The sequence below is a fragment of the Leucobacter sp. gxy201 genome, assembly GCF_051043335.1.
GTDB lineage: Bacteria > Actinomycetota > Actinomycetes > Actinomycetales > Microbacteriaceae > Leucobacter.
Map to the genome: position 1 here is coordinate 373,295 of NZ_JAMXWS010000004.1, position 16,310 is coordinate 389,604.

Genomic DNA, 16,310 nt, shown 5'->3' on the forward strand with positions numbered 1-16,310 from the left:
CTCCACGCGATTCCCTCCGGCCCCGCTGTGAGCGCGGTCAGTCGCTCGGCCTACGCTGAAGGTATGAACGCCGAACCGGCCCCGCTGCCGCGCCTCACCAGCGAGTTCGCGCACGAGCTGCCCGAGCTGTCGCTCCCGTGGAGCGCGGCCGAGTTCCCCGATCCGAAACTGCTCGTACTGAACGAGCCGCTCGCCCGCGAGCTCGGGCTCGACCCCGTGCTGCTTCGCTGCGAAGCGGGCACGGCGTCGCTACTCGGCGCGCGCCTCGCCCCGGGCAGCGAGCCGGTTGCCCAGGCCTACGCGGGGCACCAGTTCGGTTCGTACGCGCCGCGCCTCGGCGACGGGCGCGCGCTGCTGCTCGGCGAGATCGTCGACGCCGGGAACCGCCGACGCGACCTGCATCTCAAGGGATCGGGCCGCACGCCGTTCTCGCGCGGCGCCGACGGCTTCGCCGCGGTCGGCCCGATGCTGCGCGAGTACCTGATGGGCGAGGCGATGCATGCGCTCGGCATCCCGACGACGCGCGCGCTCGCGGTGCTCGGCACGGGCGCCCGCGTCATGCGCGACGAATCGCTCGACCCGCTCCCGGGCGCCGTGCTCGTGCGCACGGCTTCGAGCCACCTGCGCGTCGGCAGCTTCCAGTACGCGCGATCCCTCGAGAAGAGCGACGTGCTGCCGCGCCTCGTCGACTTCGCCATCGACCGCCACTGCCCCGAGGCGGCGGGCGCCCCGCAGCCCGCACTGCGCCTGCTGCGGCACGTCGTCGAGGCGCAGGCCCGGCTCGTGGCGCAGTGGATGCTCGTCGGCTTCGTGCACGGCGTCATGAACACCGACAACATGACGATCTCGGGCGAGACCATTGACTACGGCCCCTGCGCCTTTATCGACGCCTACGACCCGGCCGCGGCCTTCAGTTCGATCGACTGGCGGGGCCGCTACGCCTACGGCAAGCAGCCCGCGATCGCGCTCTGGAACCTGACTCGGTTCGCCGAGACGCTGCTCGTGGAACTCGCGGATGACGGCGATACGGCCATCGAACTGGCGGTCGGCGAGCTCGACCGCTTCGACGCGCTCTACGCCGCCGCCTGGGGCCTCGGCATGGCCGCGAAGCTGGGCGTCGCGCACGCGGGCCCCGCGGTGTCGGCCGAGCTGCACGAGATCGCCGCGGGCCTGCTCGCCGAGCTGCAGCAGCATCGCATCGACTACACGAACGCCTTCCGGGCGCTCGCCGGTGCCGCGCGGGGCGATGAAGGGGCCCTCCTCGCGCTGTACCCGGGCGAAGCCGCGCCGGGCGAGTGGTACGGCCGGTGGCGCGCGCTCCGGCCCGATGGCGATGCGATGGACGCGGTGAATCCGCTCTACATCCCGCGAGGCCGCGTGGTCGACGACGCCCTCGGCGCCGCGACCGAGGGCGACCTCGGGCCGTTCGAACAGCTGCTCGACGCGGTGATGCGGCCGTACGAGGCGCGGCCCGGGTACGAGCGCTTCGCCGAACCCGCGCCCGCGGGCGCCCCGCGCTTCGTCACTTATTGCGGCACATAGTCTCTCGCAGAACAACTGTTTCGGTTGCGTACTTGACATTTCGCTACTGAAAACGCTGTGATATTGTATTTTTATCGCTGTTTCGGTTGAGTGAGTGTCGGGTTGAAGATGACTCGGCCGTCGTTGCAGCGTGTGAGTTGGAGTGATACCCGTGACCTCCCCAGGCCACACCTCGGGCGCCGATGCGCCCACCACCGCCCCCATCCACCTGCCGACGCGCGCGGTGCACGAGCCTCGCCCGGGCGCCCCATCGACGCGAAGCCGCCGCGGCCGGATTCGCGTCTTCCGCGGTCGCCCCGTGCTGCGGCGCGTCGTCTTCGTCGCCGGCTACGAGGGGCTCAGCGTGCTCTTCACTGTCGTGGTGCTCAGCGGGCTGCTCGGCCACGGCGGTGGCGACTCGACGGTCACCGCGATCCTGCTGTCGACCGTCGCGACCGGATGGAACTACATCTGGAACACCGTGTTCGAAGCGTTCGAGCGCCGTCGCGGCGTGACGGGCCGCAGCGCCCTCGCCCGCGCCGTGCACGCGGTCGGCTACGAGGGCGGCGTGCTCGTTTTCACGATTCCGCTCGTCGCCCTCATGCTGCACGTCGACCTGATCGCGGCGGCCCTCATCGAGACCAGCCTCCTCGTGTTCTTCCTCGTGTTCACCGTCGCCTACACCTGGGTGTTCGACCGCGTCTTCGGGCTGCCCGACTCCGTGAGCTGAGCCCGAGCCACGGGGCGCCGCGTCGCCGCAGCGCTGGCCGCGGTGAGGCTGCGCGCTCAGCGAAACCGCTGGTGCCCGCGAGCGCCGTGCGTAGAGTGGAGATATGGCACGCATCATTCTCTTCGGCGGACACGGCAGGATCGCACTGCTCCTCGAGCCCCTGCTCACGGAGCGCGGCGACGAGGTCACGGCGGTGATCCGCAACCCCGAGCACGCGGAGGAGGTGCGGCGCGCCGGCGCCGTCCCGCTCGTCGCGGATGTCGAGCATCTCGACACGTCGGCGATCGCCGAGCTCATCTCGGGGCACGACGCGGTCGTCTGGTCGGCGGGCGCCGGCGGCGGCGACCCCGCGCGCACCCGCGCCGTCGACCATGCGGCCGCCGTGCGGAGTATGGACGCCGCCGAGCAGGCCGGGGTGCGACGCTACATCATGGTGTCGTACTTCGGATCCTCGCCCGACCACGGCGTCGCCCCCGACCACGCGTTCTTCGCCTACGCCGCGGCGAAGGCCGCAGCCGACGAGTACCTGCGCGCGGGCGCGCTCGACTGGACCGTGCTCGGGCCGAGTACGCTGACCTTCGAAGCACCGACGGGCCGCATCGACACGGCGGCCGCGGAGCCGGGCAGCGTGTCGCGCGCGAACGTCGCCGAGACGATCGCTGCGACCCTCGCCGACGACGGCACGGTGCGCCGCACGATCCGCTTCAACGCCGGCGAGACGCCGATCGCCGAGGCGCTGCGCCGGTAGCGGTCGCGCGAGCACCCCTGCGGGGGCCGCCGGCAGCGCGGGCTCCCGGGCAGCGGAACTTCTCAGACGGTCTGGCCGGAGTGCGGACCCTCGGCGATCTCCTCGACGAGCTTCGCGTTGAACGCGGGCAGATCCTCTGGCGTGCGGCTGGTGACCAGGCCCTGGTCGACCACGACCTCACGGTCGACCCACGTCGCCCCGGCATTGCGCAGGTCAGTGCTGAGGCTCGGGTACGAGGTCACGGTGCGGCCGTGCAGCACATCGGCGTCCGCGAGGATCCAGCCGCCGTGGCAGATCGCGCCGACCGGTTTGTGCTGATCGAAGAACTCCCGCACGAGCGCGACCGCGGCCTGATCCATGCGCAGCTTGTCGCCGTTCGCGACGCCGCCGGGCAGTACCAGGGCGTCGTAGTCGGCGGCCCGAGCGTCAGCGCTCGAGCACGACACGGGTACCTCGTGCCCGAGCTTGCCTCTGATCGTGCCGGACTGGGGCGAGACGATATCGATGTCCGCGCCGTGCTCGCGCAGCGCGGTCAGCGGCTCGGTCAGTTCCGAATCCTCGAAGCCGTGGGTGGCGAGCAGTGCGACGCGTTTTCCGGTGAGATGGGTCATGGCGCTCCTCCTGAGACGGGTGGCGATGGGGTGTGCGCCTCCCAGCCAAGCCTCCGGATCCCGCGCGCAACAGCCCGTTGCGCTCCGCCGCACGCCGCGTTACTCTCAGCGATCGCGCGGCCCGCGCCGCGCCGGCCTACAGCACTGCGACGAGCCGGCGCAGCAGCTCCGCGAGGCGCGGCTCGGCCTCGCGCCCCGCCTCGATCACTTCGGCGTGGCTCAGCGGCGTCTCCTGGATTCCGGCCGCGAGGTTCGTGATGAGCGACAGCCCGATGATCTCCATGCCGGCTTCGCGCGCGGCGATCGCCTCGATCGCCGTCGACATGCCGACCATGTCGCCGCCGATGATGCCTGCGTACCGCACCTCGGCCGGCGTCTCGTAGTGCGGCCCGGGGAACTGCACGTAGACGCCCTCGGCGAGCGCGGGCTCGATCTCGCGCGCGGCGCCGCGCAGTCGGGCCGAGTAGAGATCGGTGAGGTCGACGAAGGTGGCGCCCTCGAGGGGAGATGCCGCCGTCAGATTGATGTGGTCGGCGATGAGCACGGGCTGCCCCGGGCGGTAGGCCGGGTTCACCCCGCCGGCGCCGTTCGTGAGCACCATGGTGCGGGCGCCCGCGGCTGCTGCCGTGCGCACGCCGTGCACGACGGCGCGCACCCCGCGGCCCTCGTAGAAGTGGGTGCGGGCGCCGATGACGAGCGCGTGGCGCCCGTCGGGCAGCGCGATCGAGCGCAGCGTGCCCGAGTGTCCGGGCACCCCCGACGCGTGGAACCCGGGCACTTCGGCGGCGGGCACGACCGAGACGGTCTCGCCGATCGCATCGGCGGCCTTGCCCCATCCGCTGCCGAGGGTCAGGGCGATGTCGTGCCGTTCGACGCCGCTGCGCTCCGCGAGCACGCGGGCCGCTGCGGCGGCGAGGGACTGCGGATCCTGCTCAGAAGCTGTCATGCGTCCCAGCATACGGCGGGCGATGCCGCGGGCGACAGCACCCGCCGCACCGCCGGCCGGACCGGTTATCCCTCGGGCCGCGTCTCGGGCCGCGTCTCGGGCGAGGCCTCCGGCTGAACCGCCGGCGGCCTCTCGGCCTTGAGGATGCGGTAGCCGCGACGCGGGTCGTAGCCGTGGATCTCGCGGGTATCGAGCACCGCCATGAAGTCGAGCACCTCGGCGGTGACGACCTGCCCCGGCACCAGCACGGGGAAGCCCGGCGGGTACGGCGTGACGAAGCCGCCCGAGACGGGGGCGTCGCCGGCCGCGACCCGCTCGCGCAGCTCGTCGAGCTTCACGTGCTCGACCGAACCGCGCCGCTGCCCGCGGAAGAAGGCGGGGCGGATGTCGCCGTCCGGCAGCCCGGCACCCGACGCGTACTCGGGTGCGAAGCGGCTGAAGTCGGGCATCGGCGGCATCTCCTGCGCGCCGTCGTCCACGAGCTCCGGGCCGAGTTGCGCCTGCTCCTCCTCGAAGCGCTCCGCGAGCTTCACCAGCACCTCGATGAGATAGGCGATCGCGCTGCGCGTCGTCCCGATATTGGTCATGAACAGTACGGTGTTGCGGCTCGTCTTGTTCACCTGGATGCCGTAGCGGTTCATCAGATGCTCGTGCTTGAACGTGTCGCCGTCGACGCCCGTGCGGGTGATCTCGACGGTGACCCGGCTCGGATCGATGACGAACTCATCGGCGGCCCACGCCTTCCACATGGCGCCGAATCCGTCGCGCAGCGGCATCGCGCGCGATTCGCCTCGGTGCTCGGCAGGGATCAGCTCCGACGCCGACAGTACGCGGAACGTGCGGCGCAGCAGCGGGTGCCGGGCGATCGCCTGCGACAGGCTCGTCGCGAGGTCGAGCTGCTGCTGCACGAGGTCGAAGCCCTCGAGCTCGACCTGGCGCCGCCCGAGGTCGAGCGAGGCGAGGATCTGGTAGTTCGGCGACGTCGACGTGTGGGTCATGAACGCCTCGTGGAACGCCTCCTCGGCATCGCGCACCCAGTCCTGGTCGTAGACGTGTACCATCGATCCCTGGCGCAGCGCCGTCAGCGTCTTGTGCGTCGAGTGCGTCGCGTAGACCCTGATGCGGGCCTCGGGGCTCGGGATCAGCCGTTCCGAGAGCCACACCTCGTCGCTCGCGGGCGTCCCGTCCTCGCCGTAGAGGCGCTGCTGCTGCTCGCGGTACGCCGCGGCGTGCGCGGCGGTCTTCAGACGCGCCTCGAGGTGCTTCGCAGACGCCATCGCCGTACGGCGGCGAGTGATCGGGTGGAAGGCGGCGAACGCGAACCAGGCCTCGTCCCACAGGAAGACGAGATCGGGTTTGATCGCGAGGCACTCGGCCATGACCCGTTCGGGGTCGTAGACGATGCCGTCGAAGGTGCAGTTGGTGAGCGTGACGAGGCGCACCTCGTCGAGCCGGCCCGCCGCGCGGTAGTCGAGCAGCATCTGCTTGATGCGGTGCAGCGGCACCGCGCCGTAGAAGGCGTAGTCGTCGAGCGGGTAGGCCTCGAGGTACGCCGGGCGCCCGCCCGTCAGCATCATCGCGTGATGGTGCGACTTGTGGCAGTTGCGGTCGACGAGCACGACGTCGCCCGGCGCGACGAGCGCCTGATGCACGATCTTGTTCGCGGTCGAGGTGCCGTTCGTGACGAAGAACGACTGCTTCGCCCCGAAGGCGCGCGCCGCGAGATCCTGCGCCTTCTTGATGGCGCCGGTGGGGGCGAGCAGCGAGTCGAGGCCGCCCGAGGTGGCGCTCGTCTCGGCGAGCAGCAGGTTGAGGCCGTAGAAGTCGGCGAGATCCTTGATCCACTTGGAGTTCACGACCGAGCCGCCGCGGGCGACCGGCAGCGCGTGGAAGACGCCGACCGGGCGGCGGGCGTGGTCCTGGATCGCCGAGAAGAAGGGGGTGTCGTAGAGGTGCGAGACGCGGCGCAGCAGCGTCAGGTGCAGTTCGAGCTGATCCTCGCGACGGAAGACGCGACGGAAGCGGCGAGTGAGGGCGCCCGCGAGCCCCTCGATGTGGGCGCCGGCGACGAGGTAGAGGTCGAGTTCGGGCCGGAGGGTCGCGAGGGCGTCGGCGAGGCCGAGCACCCGCTGCACGGCGGCGAGGGAGCTGTGCGACGAGGTCGGGTGCGAGTGCGCGGATCGCTGCGCCAGCCCGATCGATTCGCGCAGGTCGCGGCTCAGCGACTGCGACGTGCGATCGCTGAACCCCGGCCGCACGATGCAGGCGAGGATCTTCGGGTTCGTGAGCACCGCCGCGATCGCGTCCTCCGCCGAAGGCACGACGACGAAGTCGTAGACGAAGGCGTCGGCCTGGCCGCGCAGGCGCAGCCCCTCGGCGTGCAGCGCGTCGCGGTCGGCCTCGGTCGTCTCATCGACGACGAGCACCTCGAAGCGCGGCCGCGTGTCGACATCGGCGATCGCCTCGGCGCGCTCGGCCTCGTCGAGCACCTCCTCGCGCGACTCCTCGGCGATCGCTTCGCCGCGGATGCGGTTCACGACGCGGCCGATGCGCTCGAGCGCGATCTGGTAGTCGCCGTCTTCCAGCAGCTCGCGGATGCCGCGCACGTAGCGCTGACCGAAGCCGGCCCAGTACATCTCGATCGTCTCGAGCGCGCGCAGCGAGCGGTACGCCTCGCCGTCGTGCGCGAGCACGCTGTCGGAGTCGCCGCCGAGCGCGATGCGCTTCACCGCGAAGCGCAGGTACTCCCACGCGTCGCTGCGCAGGCGCCAGGTGCTCGTCGGCATGCCGGGGTCGCGCTCGAGCGCGCCGCCGACCGCGGCGGCCTTCGGCGCGGGCTGCGGCGCGAGCGGCGGCACATGGCCGGTGAAGAGGGAGTGCTCGGAATCGATACTCGTCATTGAACGCTGTCCTTCGTCGTCGCCGGTCTGTCCGGGCGCGGGGCCTGTGGCTCCGATCATAAGACCTGGGAAATGCCTCCTATTGCATCTGTTACGCCGTGCGGAACCCCGGCGGGTGGCGACCCCCACGTCTGATGATTTGCCGAAAGGTCAGCCGATATTGGTAAGGATGCCCTAATATGGTGACGTGATGCCTTTCGAGTTCGAACACGCCGCCCCCATGGGCGACCTCGTGCTCGCCGTCGGCTCCGTGCGCGACCTCCCCGAGATCCGCGCCTGGCTCGCAGGCCTCCCCGCCGACGCGTACGGCCAGGTGCTCATCGAGAGCTGCAGCGGCCTCGCCGACGCCCTCGAACCGCTCGCAGCCCCCGCCGGCGTCGCCGTGAACAGCGTCCCGTTCGGTCTCGAACCGGGGGAGGGGCTCGCACGCGCGGTCACCGCCTGGCTCGACGAGTGGGTGTGGGCCGAAGCCGACATCGACCGCTCCGTGCAGATGCTCGCCTGCGACGACCCGTCGCCCGCGATGCGCGAGTGCTGGAGCCGCGTCGACCGCAAGATCGCGCGCAGGCGCTTCGCGATCGGCGCGACCGCGACGCCGGTCGACGCCACCGCCTGAACCGCGCGGCCGCGCAGGCCTGCGACGGCCGGCTCCCGAGTCGCGCAATCGCTCGAACGGCCCTGCCATCGTCACTAGACTGTGAGGCATGGCGAAAGCGTATGAGCGTAAGCATCGGATCGTCGTTCTCGGCGGTGGCCCGGGCGGGTACGAAGCGGCGCTCGCCGCGACCCAGCTCGGAGTGGACGTGACCCTCGTCGAACGCACCGGCGTCGGCGGTTCGGCGGTGCTCACCGACGTCGTGCCGTCGAAGAGCCTCATCGCGACGGCGGGCGGCGCGCAGGCCGTGCGCGACTCGGGCAAACTCGGCGTGCAGGCGTTCGTGCCCGGCGGCGACGGCAAGCCGGTGCGCCCCCAGGTCGCCGTCAACCTCGCCGCGGTGAACAAGCGGTTGCTCGCCATGGCGGGCGCGCAGTCCGACGATATGCACCGCACGCTCGAGGGCGCCGGAGTGCGCCTGGTGCAGGGCGACGGTCGTCTCGACGGCCCGAACGCCGTGCTCGTATCGACCGCTCCCGGCATCGAGGGCACCGACTTCGACCGTATCGAGGCCGATACGATCGTCGTCGCCGTGGGCGCGAGCCCGCGCGAGCTCGACTCGGCGAAGCCCGACGGCGAACGCATCCTCACCTGGAAGCAACTCTACGAACTGCCCGCGATCCCCGAGCACCTCATCGTCGTCGGCTCGGGCGTGACCGGCGCCGAGTTCGCGAACGCCTACCGCACCCTCGGCGCCGAGGTCACTCTCGTGTCGAGCCGCGAGCAGGTGCTCCCGGGAGAGGACCCGGATGCGGCGGCCGTCATCGAACGCGAGTTCACCCGCCTCGGCATGAACGTGATGTCGAAGTCGCGCGCCGACTCGGTCGTGCGCCAGGGCGACGGCGTGCTCGTCACGCTCGCCGACGGGCGCACCGTCGAGGGTTCGCACTGCCTCATGGCCGTCGGCTCCGTGCCGAACACCGATGGCCTCGGCCTCGAGGAGGCCGGCGTCGAGCTCACCGACAGCGGCCATATCCGCGTCAACAAGGTCGCGGCGACCTCGGTGCCCAACATCTACGCCGCGGGCGACTGCACCGACTTCTTCCCGCTCGCCTCGGTCGCGTCGATGCAGGGGCGTACCGCCATCATGCACGCGCTCGGCGACGTCGTGCGCCCCATCGACCTGCGCAACGTGGCGGCGAACGTCTTCACCTACCCCGAGATCGCGACCGTCGGCTGGAACGAGCGCACCCTCGCCGAGGCCTCCGACCTCGCCCAGCACGTCACCCATACGATCCCGCTGAGCATCAACCCGCGCGCCAAGATGATCGGCCTCACCGAGGGCTTCGTGAAGCTCTTCGCCTGGAAGGCTTCGGGCACCGTCATCGGCGGCGTCATCGTCTCGCACCGCGCCAGCGAGCTCATCTTCTCGCTCGCGCTCGCCGTCGAGCACCGTCTCACGGTCGACCAGGTCGCCTCGGCGTTCGCGGTCTACCCGTCGATGACCGGGTCGATCACCGATGCCGCCCGGGCGATGCACCGGGTATAGCGGGCGCATAGGAATGTTCCACGTGCAACTTCTCGCGGGGCGCCTGCTGCCGGCCCGCGCGCTCGCGGCGTTCGGCGCGGTCGTCGCCCTGTGCGCGATGCTCGCGCTCGCCGGCTGCGCCGCGGGTAAGCCCGAGGTCGTGCCCTCCGACGACGAGGTGAAGGCCGCCGTCACGGTGCGCGTGATCGACAACGAGTTCGTGCCCGCCGAGGTGACCATCGCGCCCGGTCAGGCCGTGCGCTGGGTCTTCGAGGGCACCATGGAGCACGACGTCGTCGCCGAGGACGGCAGCTTCGTGAGCGGGCTGACGACGGAGGGCAGCTACACGCACGTCTTCGGCGAGGTCGGCGAGAACCCGTACGATTGCTCGATCCATCCCGAGATGACGGGAACGGTCACGGTCGCCGAATAGCCGGCGAGGCTTTCCGGGCCTTCCGGGCCTGCACCCGCTCCCGACGCCCAGCACTCGGGGCGCGCGTGCCCGAATAAGTGCGCAATCCTCGCGGAATTCTGCACTTTTCCGGGCAATCGCGGCCCGAGCCGCCGAGCCGCCGGGCCTATTCGCGAGTGAAGACCGCCAGCGACTCGAAGTGGTGCGTGTGCGGGAAGAGGTCGAATGCGCGCAGCGTCTGCAGCTCGTAGCCCGACTCGCGCAGCGACTTCGTGTCGCGGGCGAGCGCGACGGGGTCGCAGGCGACGTATACGACGTTCGTCGGCGAGAGCTCGGCGAGCTGCGCCATCACGTCGCCGCCGGCGCCCGAGCGGGGCGGGTCGAGCACGATGGTGCCGCGGCGCAGGCGATCCCTGACCGGGGCCGCGGCCTGCAGCAGATCGGCGAGATGCCGGTCGACCTTCGCGGTCAGCGCGAGCGCCCCCACGAGCTCCGAGAGGTTCTCGGCGGCGTCATCGGTCGCGCCCTCGTCGGCCTCGACGGTCGTCACCTTCAGGCCCGGGCCTGCGGCCTCCGCCATCGCCGCCGCGAGCAGGCCCGCGCCGCCGTAGAGGTCGAGATTGCCGGCCGCAGGGTCGAAGAGCCCGTCGTCGATCAGCTCGCCGATCGCGTCGCGCACCGCGTCGAACAGCACGGTCGGCGCACCGCGGTGCACCTGCCAGAAGCCGCCGGCGCGCGCGATGAAGCCGCGATCCTCGACGAGCTCCTGCACCGTGTCGCGGGCGCCGGCGCGATCCTTCGCGCCGATCATGCCGAGCAGCATGCGGGGGTCGTCGCCCGCCGGGTCGACGAGGTCGACGGTCGCGACGTCGAGCATGGGCTCGCCGAGCGGGGCGATACGGTTGATGTTCTCGGTGGCGAGCGGCAGGGATTCGACCGGGATGACCCGCCGGCTGCGCGCCCCGTACGGGCCGACGAGGCCGGTGGCCGGGTCGACGTGCAGGCGCACGCGGGTACGGTAGCCGAGGCCGTTCGCCTCGTCGTCGCCGCGCACGGGCTCGACCATTTCGGCGAGGGCGTCGGCGAGCTCTTCGCCCTCCTCCGCCGCGAACTCGATGCCGCCGAAGCGCTGCATCGAGTCGGTGAGCACGCCGGCCTTGAGCGCGCGCTGACGGGCGAGGGCGATGTGCCCGAACTCGGCGCCGCCCGGGCGCTCTTCGGGGTCGCGCTCGACCGAGGCCTCGGCCCAGACGTGGTCGCGACGATCGGCAGAGGCGTCGAGCACCTCGGTGACCGTCGCGCGGGCGAACGACTTCTTCTTCGCATCGGTCACCCGGGCGCGCACGCGCTCGCCCGGAATGGCATCGGCGACGAAGACGACTCGGCCGTCGTGGCGGGCGACGCTCACTCCGCCGTGGGCCATGCCGGTGACGTCGAGTTCGATCTCCGAGCCGATCTCGAGAGGGGCGGTGCTGCGCTGTGCTGACATGGGTTCTATTCTCGCATCGCTAGGGTGTGATCATGACGAATCCGAGAGGGCGGGGCCGGCCGAAGGGCCGCTCCGACGCGCGGAGGCGCATTCTGGCTTCGGCCGCCGAGGAGTTCGGCGAGCACGGCTACGAGGGGGCGACGATCCGTTCGATCGCGGCCCGCGCCGGCGTCGATTCGGCGCTCGTGCACCACTACTTCGGCACGAAGGCCGACCTGTTCGCCGAGGCGGCCGAGGTGCCGCTGCGCCCCGACATCGCGGTGCCGCAGATTCTCGCGGGCCCGCGCGACGGGGCGGGGGAGCGCATCGTGCGCTACGTGCTCGAATCGTTCGAGGACGACGCGGTGAGAAAGCGCGGCGTCATGCTGCTGCGCACCGCCGTCGGCGGCAAGCTGGGCGCTCCGCTCATCACCGGGTTCCTGGCGCGCGAGCTGCTGCCGCGGGTCGCGCGGCATCTCGAAGGTCCCGACGCGCAGCTGCGGGCCGAGCTCGTCGCCTCGCAGATCGCGGGGCTGCTCATGACGCGCTACGTACTGCGGCTGCAGCCGATCGCCGATGCCCCGATCGATGAGCTCGTGGCTCGGATCGGCCCGACGGTGCAGCGGTACCTCTTCGACTGAGCGATCACTGCACGGGCCGGCGCCGCAGTCTTGACACCCGGGGCATCGCGATTTAAATTCATTCCATGATGAATAAATCGGCGGTCGAGCTCGCGGGCGTCGCCGTGCGCCGCGGGCGCCGCGCCGTGTTCGAGGGCCTCGACCTGACGGTTCGCGCGGGCGAAGTCACCGGCGTGCTCGGGCCCTCGGGCTGCGGCAAGTCGACGCTGCTGCGCACGATCGTCGGCGCGCAGGCCGGGGTCGACGGCGACGTGCGCGTGCTCGGCCTTGCCGCGGGCGCGAAGCCGCTGCGCTCGCGGGTCGCCTACGCGACGCAGGCGGCGTCGGTGTACGACGATCTCACGGTGATGCAGAACCTGCGCTTCTTCGCGCGGGCGCTCGGGGCTCCCCGGGGCGACGCCGAACGCGTGCTCGAGCTCGTCGGCCTGAACGCCGAGGCGAAGCAGCGGGTCGAGAGCCTGAGCGGAGGGCAGCGCAACCGGGTGTCGCTCGCCGCCGCCCTGCTCGGGGCCCCCGAGGTGATCGTGCTCGACGAACCGACCGTCGGCCTCGACCCCGTGCTGCGGGCCGAGCTGTGGAGCCTCTTCGAACGCCTCGCCGGCGCCGGCGCCGCCCTGATCGTGAGCAGCCACGTCATGGACGAGGCGCTCCGGTGCGATCGACTGCTGCTGCTGCGAGACGGCGCGATCATCGCCGACACGACCCCCGACGAGCTGCTCGCCGCGACCGGGGCGGGCGATCCCGAATCCGCGTTCCTCGCGGTCATCGACGCCGAGGGCCTCCCGGCAGGGCAGGTCCAGGGATCGTCGCCCGCGGCGTCCCCGGAAGCGCAGGCGCCCGGTGCCCCGGATGCGCCGCGCCGCGGCCGCCACGGCGGAGGCGCATCATGAACCCGGGGCGCATCCTCGCCGTCGCGGGGCGCGTGCTGCGCCAGCTGCAGCACGACCCGCGCTCGATCGCGCTGCTGCTCGTGGTGCCCGCGCTGCTCGTCGGCCTCTTCGCGTGGCTCTTCGACGACCAGGCCGGCGTGTTCGATCGCATCGGCGGGCCGATCCTCGCGCTCTTCCCGTTCGTGCTGATGTTCGTCGTGACGTCGGTGACGACGCTGCGCGAGCGCCGTTCGGGCACCCTCGAACGCCTCATGACGACCCCGCTCGGCAAGGCCGACTTCATTCTCGGGTACGCCCTCGCCTTCGGGCTCATCGCCGTCGTGCAGGCGATCGTGACGGTGGGCTACGCGGTCGTCGTGTGCGGGCTGAGCATCGACGGGCCGGTCTGGCAGCTCGGTCTCGTCGCCGTCTGCGACGCCCTGCTCGGCACGGCGCTCGGTCTCCTCGCGAGCGCGTTCGCGCGCACCGAGTTCCAGGCGGTGCAGTTCATGCCCATCGTCGTGTTCCCGCAGATCCTCGTCGGCGGCCTGCTCATGCCGCGCGACGCGATGCCCGAGGCGCTGCAGCGCGTCTCGGACTGGCTGCCGCTGAGCTACGCCGTCGACGCGGTGAACGCCGTGACGGCGGGCGATGACGGGTGGGGTCTCTGGAAGCCGGTCATCGTGATCGTCGGCGTGTCGCTCGCCTCGCTCGCGGTCGCTGCCGCGACCCTGCGCCGCCGCACCCCGTAGCGATCACCGATCTCTGGTTGCACCGCCGCGAACCGTGGAGCCTGATGCACCACCGGGAACGGTCGGGCAGTGCATACGGCTCCACGACTCGCTGAGCACGGGGCAGTCGACCGCCCTAGACTCGACGCATGCGCCTGATCCTCGCCTCGACGTCGCCCGCCCGTCTCTCCGTGCTGCGGGGCGCCGGTATCGAACCGGTCTGCTTCGCCCCCGAGGTTGACGAGGAGGCTGCAGTCGCCGCCCGCGAGACCGAGCTCGGCCGCGCGCTGACTGCGCCCGAGCTCACCGAATACCTGGGGCGGTTGAAGGCCGAGGACGTGGTGCGGCGCTACGGCCCCGAGGGGTCGGGCGAGCTCGACGGGCTCGTGCTCGGCGGCGACTCCATGTTCCTGCTCGACGGCGAGATCCTCGGCAAGCCGCACCTGCCCGAAGTCGCGCTCGAGCGCTCGAAACGGCATCGCGGCCGCACCGGCGTGCTGCACTCGGGGCACTGGCTGATCGACTGCACGGGCGGCGAGGTGCGCGGCGCGGCCGGCTCCGTCGACACCGCGACGGTGACGCTCGCGAGCGATATCCCGGATGCCGAGCTCGAGGCCTACGTCGCGACGGGAGAGCCGCTCGAGCTCGCGGGCGGCTTCGCGATCGACGGGCTCGCGGGCGCCTTCATCGAGCGCATCGAGGGCGCGCCGAGCTGCGTCATCGGGCTCTCGCTGCCGGCGCTGCGCCGCCTCGTGATCGGGCTCGGGCACGACTACCCGGAGCTCTGGCAGAGCTGACCGATCGGCTCGTGGACGCCGTGCAGACCCTGCGACCGTGCGTAGGACGCTCGACGGTCTACCCGCGCGCGAGCAGGGCCACGGTGAGCGTCGCGATGACCGTGCCGTCGGCGAGGTCGACGCTCAGCAGATCCTCGATCAGGGCGAGGCGCTGATAGAACACGGATCGCGAGAGCCGCGCCCGCTGCGCCGCGAGCGAACGGTTCGTCGGCTGCTCGAGGTAGGCGCGCAGCACGACGAGCAGGTCGCCGCTGTGGCCCGGGCCCGCCGCCGCGTCGTGCTCGATCAGGGGGCCGAGGGCGTCGTGCGCGAACTCCTGCACGTCGGGCATCGACGAGATGCGGCGCACGAGGTAGGCGAGCGCCTGCTGCTCGGCCTGCTGCACCGTGACCCGCCCGACCGTGGCCGAGGGGTCGAGCATCCCCGCCGCGCGCACGCGTTCGAGCGATGCGACCAATGACCGGAGGCCGCTGCCGATCGACCCGAGTGCGAGATGCGCCCGCCACGGCGCAGGTGTCGTCGAGGGCAGCAGCATGTCGATCTCGCGTGCGAGCCGGGCCGCGAGCGGGGGAGTCGGGTGCGAGCCGAGCGCGGGCGCGACGCGAGGGTCGCCCTCGGGGAACGAGAGGAGCGCGAGGAGCGGCGGGCTGCGGTCGAAGCCGACGGTCGCGCCCGTGCCGGGGTCGCTCGAATCGGGCATGAGGATCGCCCGGCCCTCGGGAGCCACCGCCCGGCGGAGCGCGGTCTCGAGCACCGCCCGCTCGAGCGACGAATGCGCCCCGAAATCGCCGGCTCCGCGCAGCGTCGCCCCGACGAGCCGGCGCCCCTCGATCGGCAGACCCGCCGCCGTGAGCTGCACGGCCAGCTCGCTGTCGCGCCGGTAGCGGCCGCTCAGCAGGATGTCGAAGAGCTGCTTCGAGCCGAGGCGCAGCCATTGGTCGCCCTCGGTATCGGCGAGCCGGCCGAGCGCGAGCGCGAACGCCCCGAGCTCGAGCACCGTGCGCCGCCCGGCGGGGTGCGCGGGCCCGGGCAGCGACGACAGGCGGCCCCACCGCTTGCCCTGCGCCTCGACCGGCACGCTCGCCGAGCCCGCGGGCAGCGCCTCCTCGCGCGGCCCGAAACCGGGGCGCGCCCCGGCTGCCCATGGCGCCAGCACGACCTCGGGGTCGGCGTCGCGGGCCGACCACGAGACCACCTGGCCCGATGAGTCCTCGAGCACGACCGGCGCGTCGAGCGTCTTCGACAGTCGCTCGATCACGTAGTCGACCGGGCTGCGGTTGAGCCCGAGCTCGGTGAGCATCGCGTGCACCTCGGCGCGCGCCGCGAGCGCTTCGGTCTGCGCCTCGAGCACGCGCTGGTGCACGCGCTGCGTGATCTGCACGAAGCGCACCGGCCGGTGCAGCACGATGAGCGGGATCGCGTGCGCTCGGCACGCCGCGACGAGCTGTCGCGGGGCCGCCGAGAAGTACTGGCCGAGCTCGAGGATGAGGCCCGCGGGCCCCGACCCCACGAACTCCTCGGTCAGGGCATCGAGCGAGGCCGCGTCGGTGGGCCAGCCGGCACCGGTGGCGAGCAGTAGCTCGCCGCCGTCGAGCAGCGGGAAGGCGCTCATTCCCGCGACGACGTGGGCCCAGCGCACCGGGCGGTCGAGGCCGGCGCTGCCGGCGACGAGCTCCGGGTCGCCCGCGCTGAGCTCGGGGAGCGAGAGCACGTCGTCGACGCGCAGCCGGTTCTGCATCAGGGCCCTCCATCGGTCGCTCGAGCGGGCCTCGCCCGCTCCCGTACAAAGTGTATGGCAAACGGCCACAATTGC

General features: G+C 71.9%; 15 protein-coding genes. 10 read left to right on the top strand and 5 right to left on the bottom strand.

Annotated elements, in window-relative coordinates; translation table 11 throughout:
- The first annotated feature begins 63 nt into the window (after nucleotides 1–63).
- The 3 genes from NHL51_RS09065 to NHL51_RS09075 all read left to right on the top strand — a co-directional run bounded on the left by NHL51_RS09065 (nucleotide 64) and on the right by NHL51_RS09075 (nucleotide 2,999).
- The gene (locus tag NHL51_RS09065) at nucleotides 64–1,542 is read left to right on the top strand and encodes a protein adenylyltransferase SelO (RefSeq protein ID WP_434143161.1); all 1,479 of its coding nucleotides are present in this window, start codon (nucleotides 64–66) and stop codon (nucleotides 1,540–1,542) included.
- 151 nt (nucleotides 1,543–1,693) lie between these two features.
- Nucleotides 1,694–2,251, top strand: coding sequence for a PACE efflux transporter (locus NHL51_RS09070; RefSeq protein ID WP_434143162.1), 558 nt, complete (start codon nucleotides 1,694–1,696; stop codon nucleotides 2,249–2,251).
- Between the two features lie 103 nt (nucleotides 2,252–2,354).
- The gene (locus tag NHL51_RS09075) at nucleotides 2,355–2,999 is read left to right on the top strand and encodes an SDR family oxidoreductase (protein ID WP_434143163.1); all 645 of its coding nucleotides are present in this window, start codon (nucleotides 2,355–2,357) and stop codon (nucleotides 2,997–2,999) included.
- A gap of 62 nt (nucleotides 3,000–3,061) precedes the next feature.
- Here the strand turns inward: NHL51_RS09075 and NHL51_RS09080 are convergent, their stop codons facing one another.
- The 3 genes from NHL51_RS09080 to NHL51_RS09090 all read right to left on the bottom strand — a co-directional run bounded on the left by NHL51_RS09080 (nucleotide 3,062) and on the right by NHL51_RS09090 (nucleotide 7,456).
- Nucleotides 3,062–3,610: a type 1 glutamine amidotransferase domain-containing protein gene (locus tag NHL51_RS09080; RefSeq protein ID WP_434143164.1), complete on the bottom strand. Its 549-nt coding sequence runs from the start codon at nucleotides 3,608–3,610 to the stop codon at nucleotides 3,062–3,064.
- A gap of 136 nt (nucleotides 3,611–3,746) precedes the next feature.
- Entirely contained in the window at nucleotides 3,747–4,556 is an 810-nt protein-coding gene (locus NHL51_RS09085) for a purine-nucleoside phosphorylase (protein WP_434143165.1), read from the bottom strand.
- A gap of 65 nt (nucleotides 4,557–4,621) precedes the next feature.
- Nucleotides 4,622–7,456, bottom strand: coding sequence for an aminotransferase class I/II-fold pyridoxal phosphate-dependent enzyme (locus tag NHL51_RS09090; RefSeq protein ID WP_434143166.1), 2,835 nt, complete (start codon nucleotides 7,454–7,456; stop codon nucleotides 4,622–4,624).
- Nucleotides 7,457–7,646: 190 nt separating this feature from the next.
- Here NHL51_RS09090 and NHL51_RS09095 point away from each other — a divergent pair, with 190 nt between their 5' ends.
- From NHL51_RS09095 to NHL51_RS09105, 3 genes are all read left to right on the top strand, one after another.
- A complete protein-coding gene (locus NHL51_RS09095; protein WP_434143167.1) occupies nucleotides 7,647–8,072 on the top strand; it encodes a hypothetical protein in 426 nt (141 codons plus the stop codon).
- Between the two features lie 88 nt (nucleotides 8,073–8,160).
- Entirely contained in the window at nucleotides 8,161–9,600 is a 1,440-nt protein-coding gene (locus tag NHL51_RS09100; protein WP_434143168.1) for an NAD(P)H-quinone dehydrogenase, read from the top strand.
- 22 nt (nucleotides 9,601–9,622) lie between these two features.
- Complete coding sequence (locus NHL51_RS09105; protein ID WP_434143169.1) at nucleotides 9,623–10,012, top strand: cupredoxin domain-containing protein; 390 nt, start codon at nucleotides 9,623–9,625, stop codon at nucleotides 10,010–10,012.
- Nucleotides 10,013–10,157: 145 nt separating this feature from the next.
- Here NHL51_RS09105 and NHL51_RS09110 read toward each other — a convergent pair whose 3' ends face one another.
- Nucleotides 10,158–11,480, bottom strand: coding sequence for a class I SAM-dependent RNA methyltransferase (locus tag NHL51_RS09110; protein ID WP_434143170.1), 1,323 nt, complete (start codon nucleotides 11,478–11,480; stop codon nucleotides 10,158–10,160).
- 32 nt (nucleotides 11,481–11,512) lie between these two features.
- On the opposite strand from NHL51_RS09110, the gene NHL51_RS09115 reads away from it, so the two are divergent.
- The 4 genes from NHL51_RS09115 (at nucleotide 11,513) to NHL51_RS09130 (ending at nucleotide 14,497) form a co-directional block, all read left to right on the top strand.
- Nucleotides 11,513–12,100, top strand: a complete 588-nt coding sequence (locus NHL51_RS09115; protein WP_434143171.1) for a TetR family transcriptional regulator — start codon at nucleotides 11,513–11,515, stop codon at nucleotides 12,098–12,100.
- Nucleotides 12,101–12,165: 65 nt separating this feature from the next.
- On the top strand, nucleotides 12,166–12,990 hold the full coding sequence (locus NHL51_RS09120; protein ID WP_434143172.1) for an ABC transporter ATP-binding protein: 825 nt from the start codon (nucleotides 12,166–12,168) through the stop codon (nucleotides 12,988–12,990).
- Nucleotides 12,987–13,721, top strand: a complete 735-nt coding sequence (locus NHL51_RS09125; protein WP_434143173.1) for an ABC transporter permease — start codon at nucleotides 12,987–12,989, stop codon at nucleotides 13,719–13,721. Before NHL51_RS09120 ends, NHL51_RS09125 begins: the two co-directional genes overlap by 4 nt.
- A 128-nt stretch (nucleotides 13,722–13,849) precedes the next feature.
- Complete coding sequence (locus NHL51_RS09130) at nucleotides 13,850–14,497, top strand: Maf family protein (RefSeq protein ID WP_434143174.1); 648 nt, start codon at nucleotides 13,850–13,852, stop codon at nucleotides 14,495–14,497.
- Between the two features lie 58 nt (nucleotides 14,498–14,555).
- On the opposite strand, the gene NHL51_RS09135 is transcribed toward NHL51_RS09130, so the two are convergent.
- The gene (locus NHL51_RS09135; protein ID WP_434143175.1) at nucleotides 14,556–16,235 is read right to left on the bottom strand and encodes a PucR family transcriptional regulator; all 1,680 of its coding nucleotides are present in this window, start codon (nucleotides 16,233–16,235) and stop codon (nucleotides 14,556–14,558) included.
- Between the last annotated feature and the right edge of the window lie 75 nt (nucleotides 16,236–16,310).

What these genes read in the sequence shown, in the direction of transcription:
- NHL51_RS09125 (WP_434143173.1), top strand. Translation starts at nt 12,987, where the DNA reads ATGAACCCGGGGCGCATCCTCGCCGTCGCGGGGCGCGTGCTGCGCCAG.
- NHL51_RS09115 (WP_434143171.1), top strand. Translation starts at nt 11,513, where the DNA reads ATGACGAATCCGAGAGGGCGGGGCCGGCCGAAGGGCCGCTCCGACGCG.
- NHL51_RS09095 (WP_434143167.1), top strand. Translation starts at nt 7,647, where the DNA reads ATGCCTTTCGAGTTCGAACACGCCGCCCCCATGGGCGACCTCGTGCTC.
- NHL51_RS09135 (WP_434143175.1), bottom strand. Translation starts at nt 16,235, where the DNA reads ATGCAGAACCGGCTGCGCGTCGACGACGTGCTCTCGCTCCCCGAGCTC.
- NHL51_RS09090 (WP_434143166.1), bottom strand. Translation starts at nt 7,456, where the DNA reads ATGACGAGTATCGATTCCGAGCACTCCCTCTTCACCGGCCATGTGCCG.
- NHL51_RS09130 (WP_434143174.1), top strand. Translation starts at nt 13,850, where the DNA reads ATGCGCCTGATCCTCGCCTCGACGTCGCCCGCCCGTCTCTCCGTGCTG.
- NHL51_RS09065 (WP_434143161.1), top strand. Translation starts at nt 64, where the DNA reads ATGAACGCCGAACCGGCCCCGCTGCCGCGCCTCACCAGCGAGTTCGCG.
- NHL51_RS09100 (WP_434143168.1), top strand. Translation starts at nt 8,161, where the DNA reads ATGGCGAAAGCGTATGAGCGTAAGCATCGGATCGTCGTTCTCGGCGGT.
- NHL51_RS09110 (WP_434143170.1), bottom strand. Translation starts at nt 11,480, where the DNA reads ATGTCAGCACAGCGCAGCACCGCCCCTCTCGAGATCGGCTCGGAGATC.
- NHL51_RS09085 (WP_434143165.1), bottom strand. Translation starts at nt 4,556, where the DNA reads ATGACAGCTTCTGAGCAGGATCCGCAGTCCCTCGCCGCCGCAGCGGCC.
- NHL51_RS09120 (WP_434143172.1), top strand. Translation starts at nt 12,166, where the DNA reads ATGATGAATAAATCGGCGGTCGAGCTCGCGGGCGTCGCCGTGCGCCGC.
- NHL51_RS09075 (WP_434143163.1), top strand. Translation starts at nt 2,355, where the DNA reads ATGGCACGCATCATTCTCTTCGGCGGACACGGCAGGATCGCACTGCTC.
- NHL51_RS09080 (WP_434143164.1), bottom strand. Translation starts at nt 3,610, where the DNA reads ATGACCCATCTCACCGGAAAACGCGTCGCACTGCTCGCCACCCACGGC.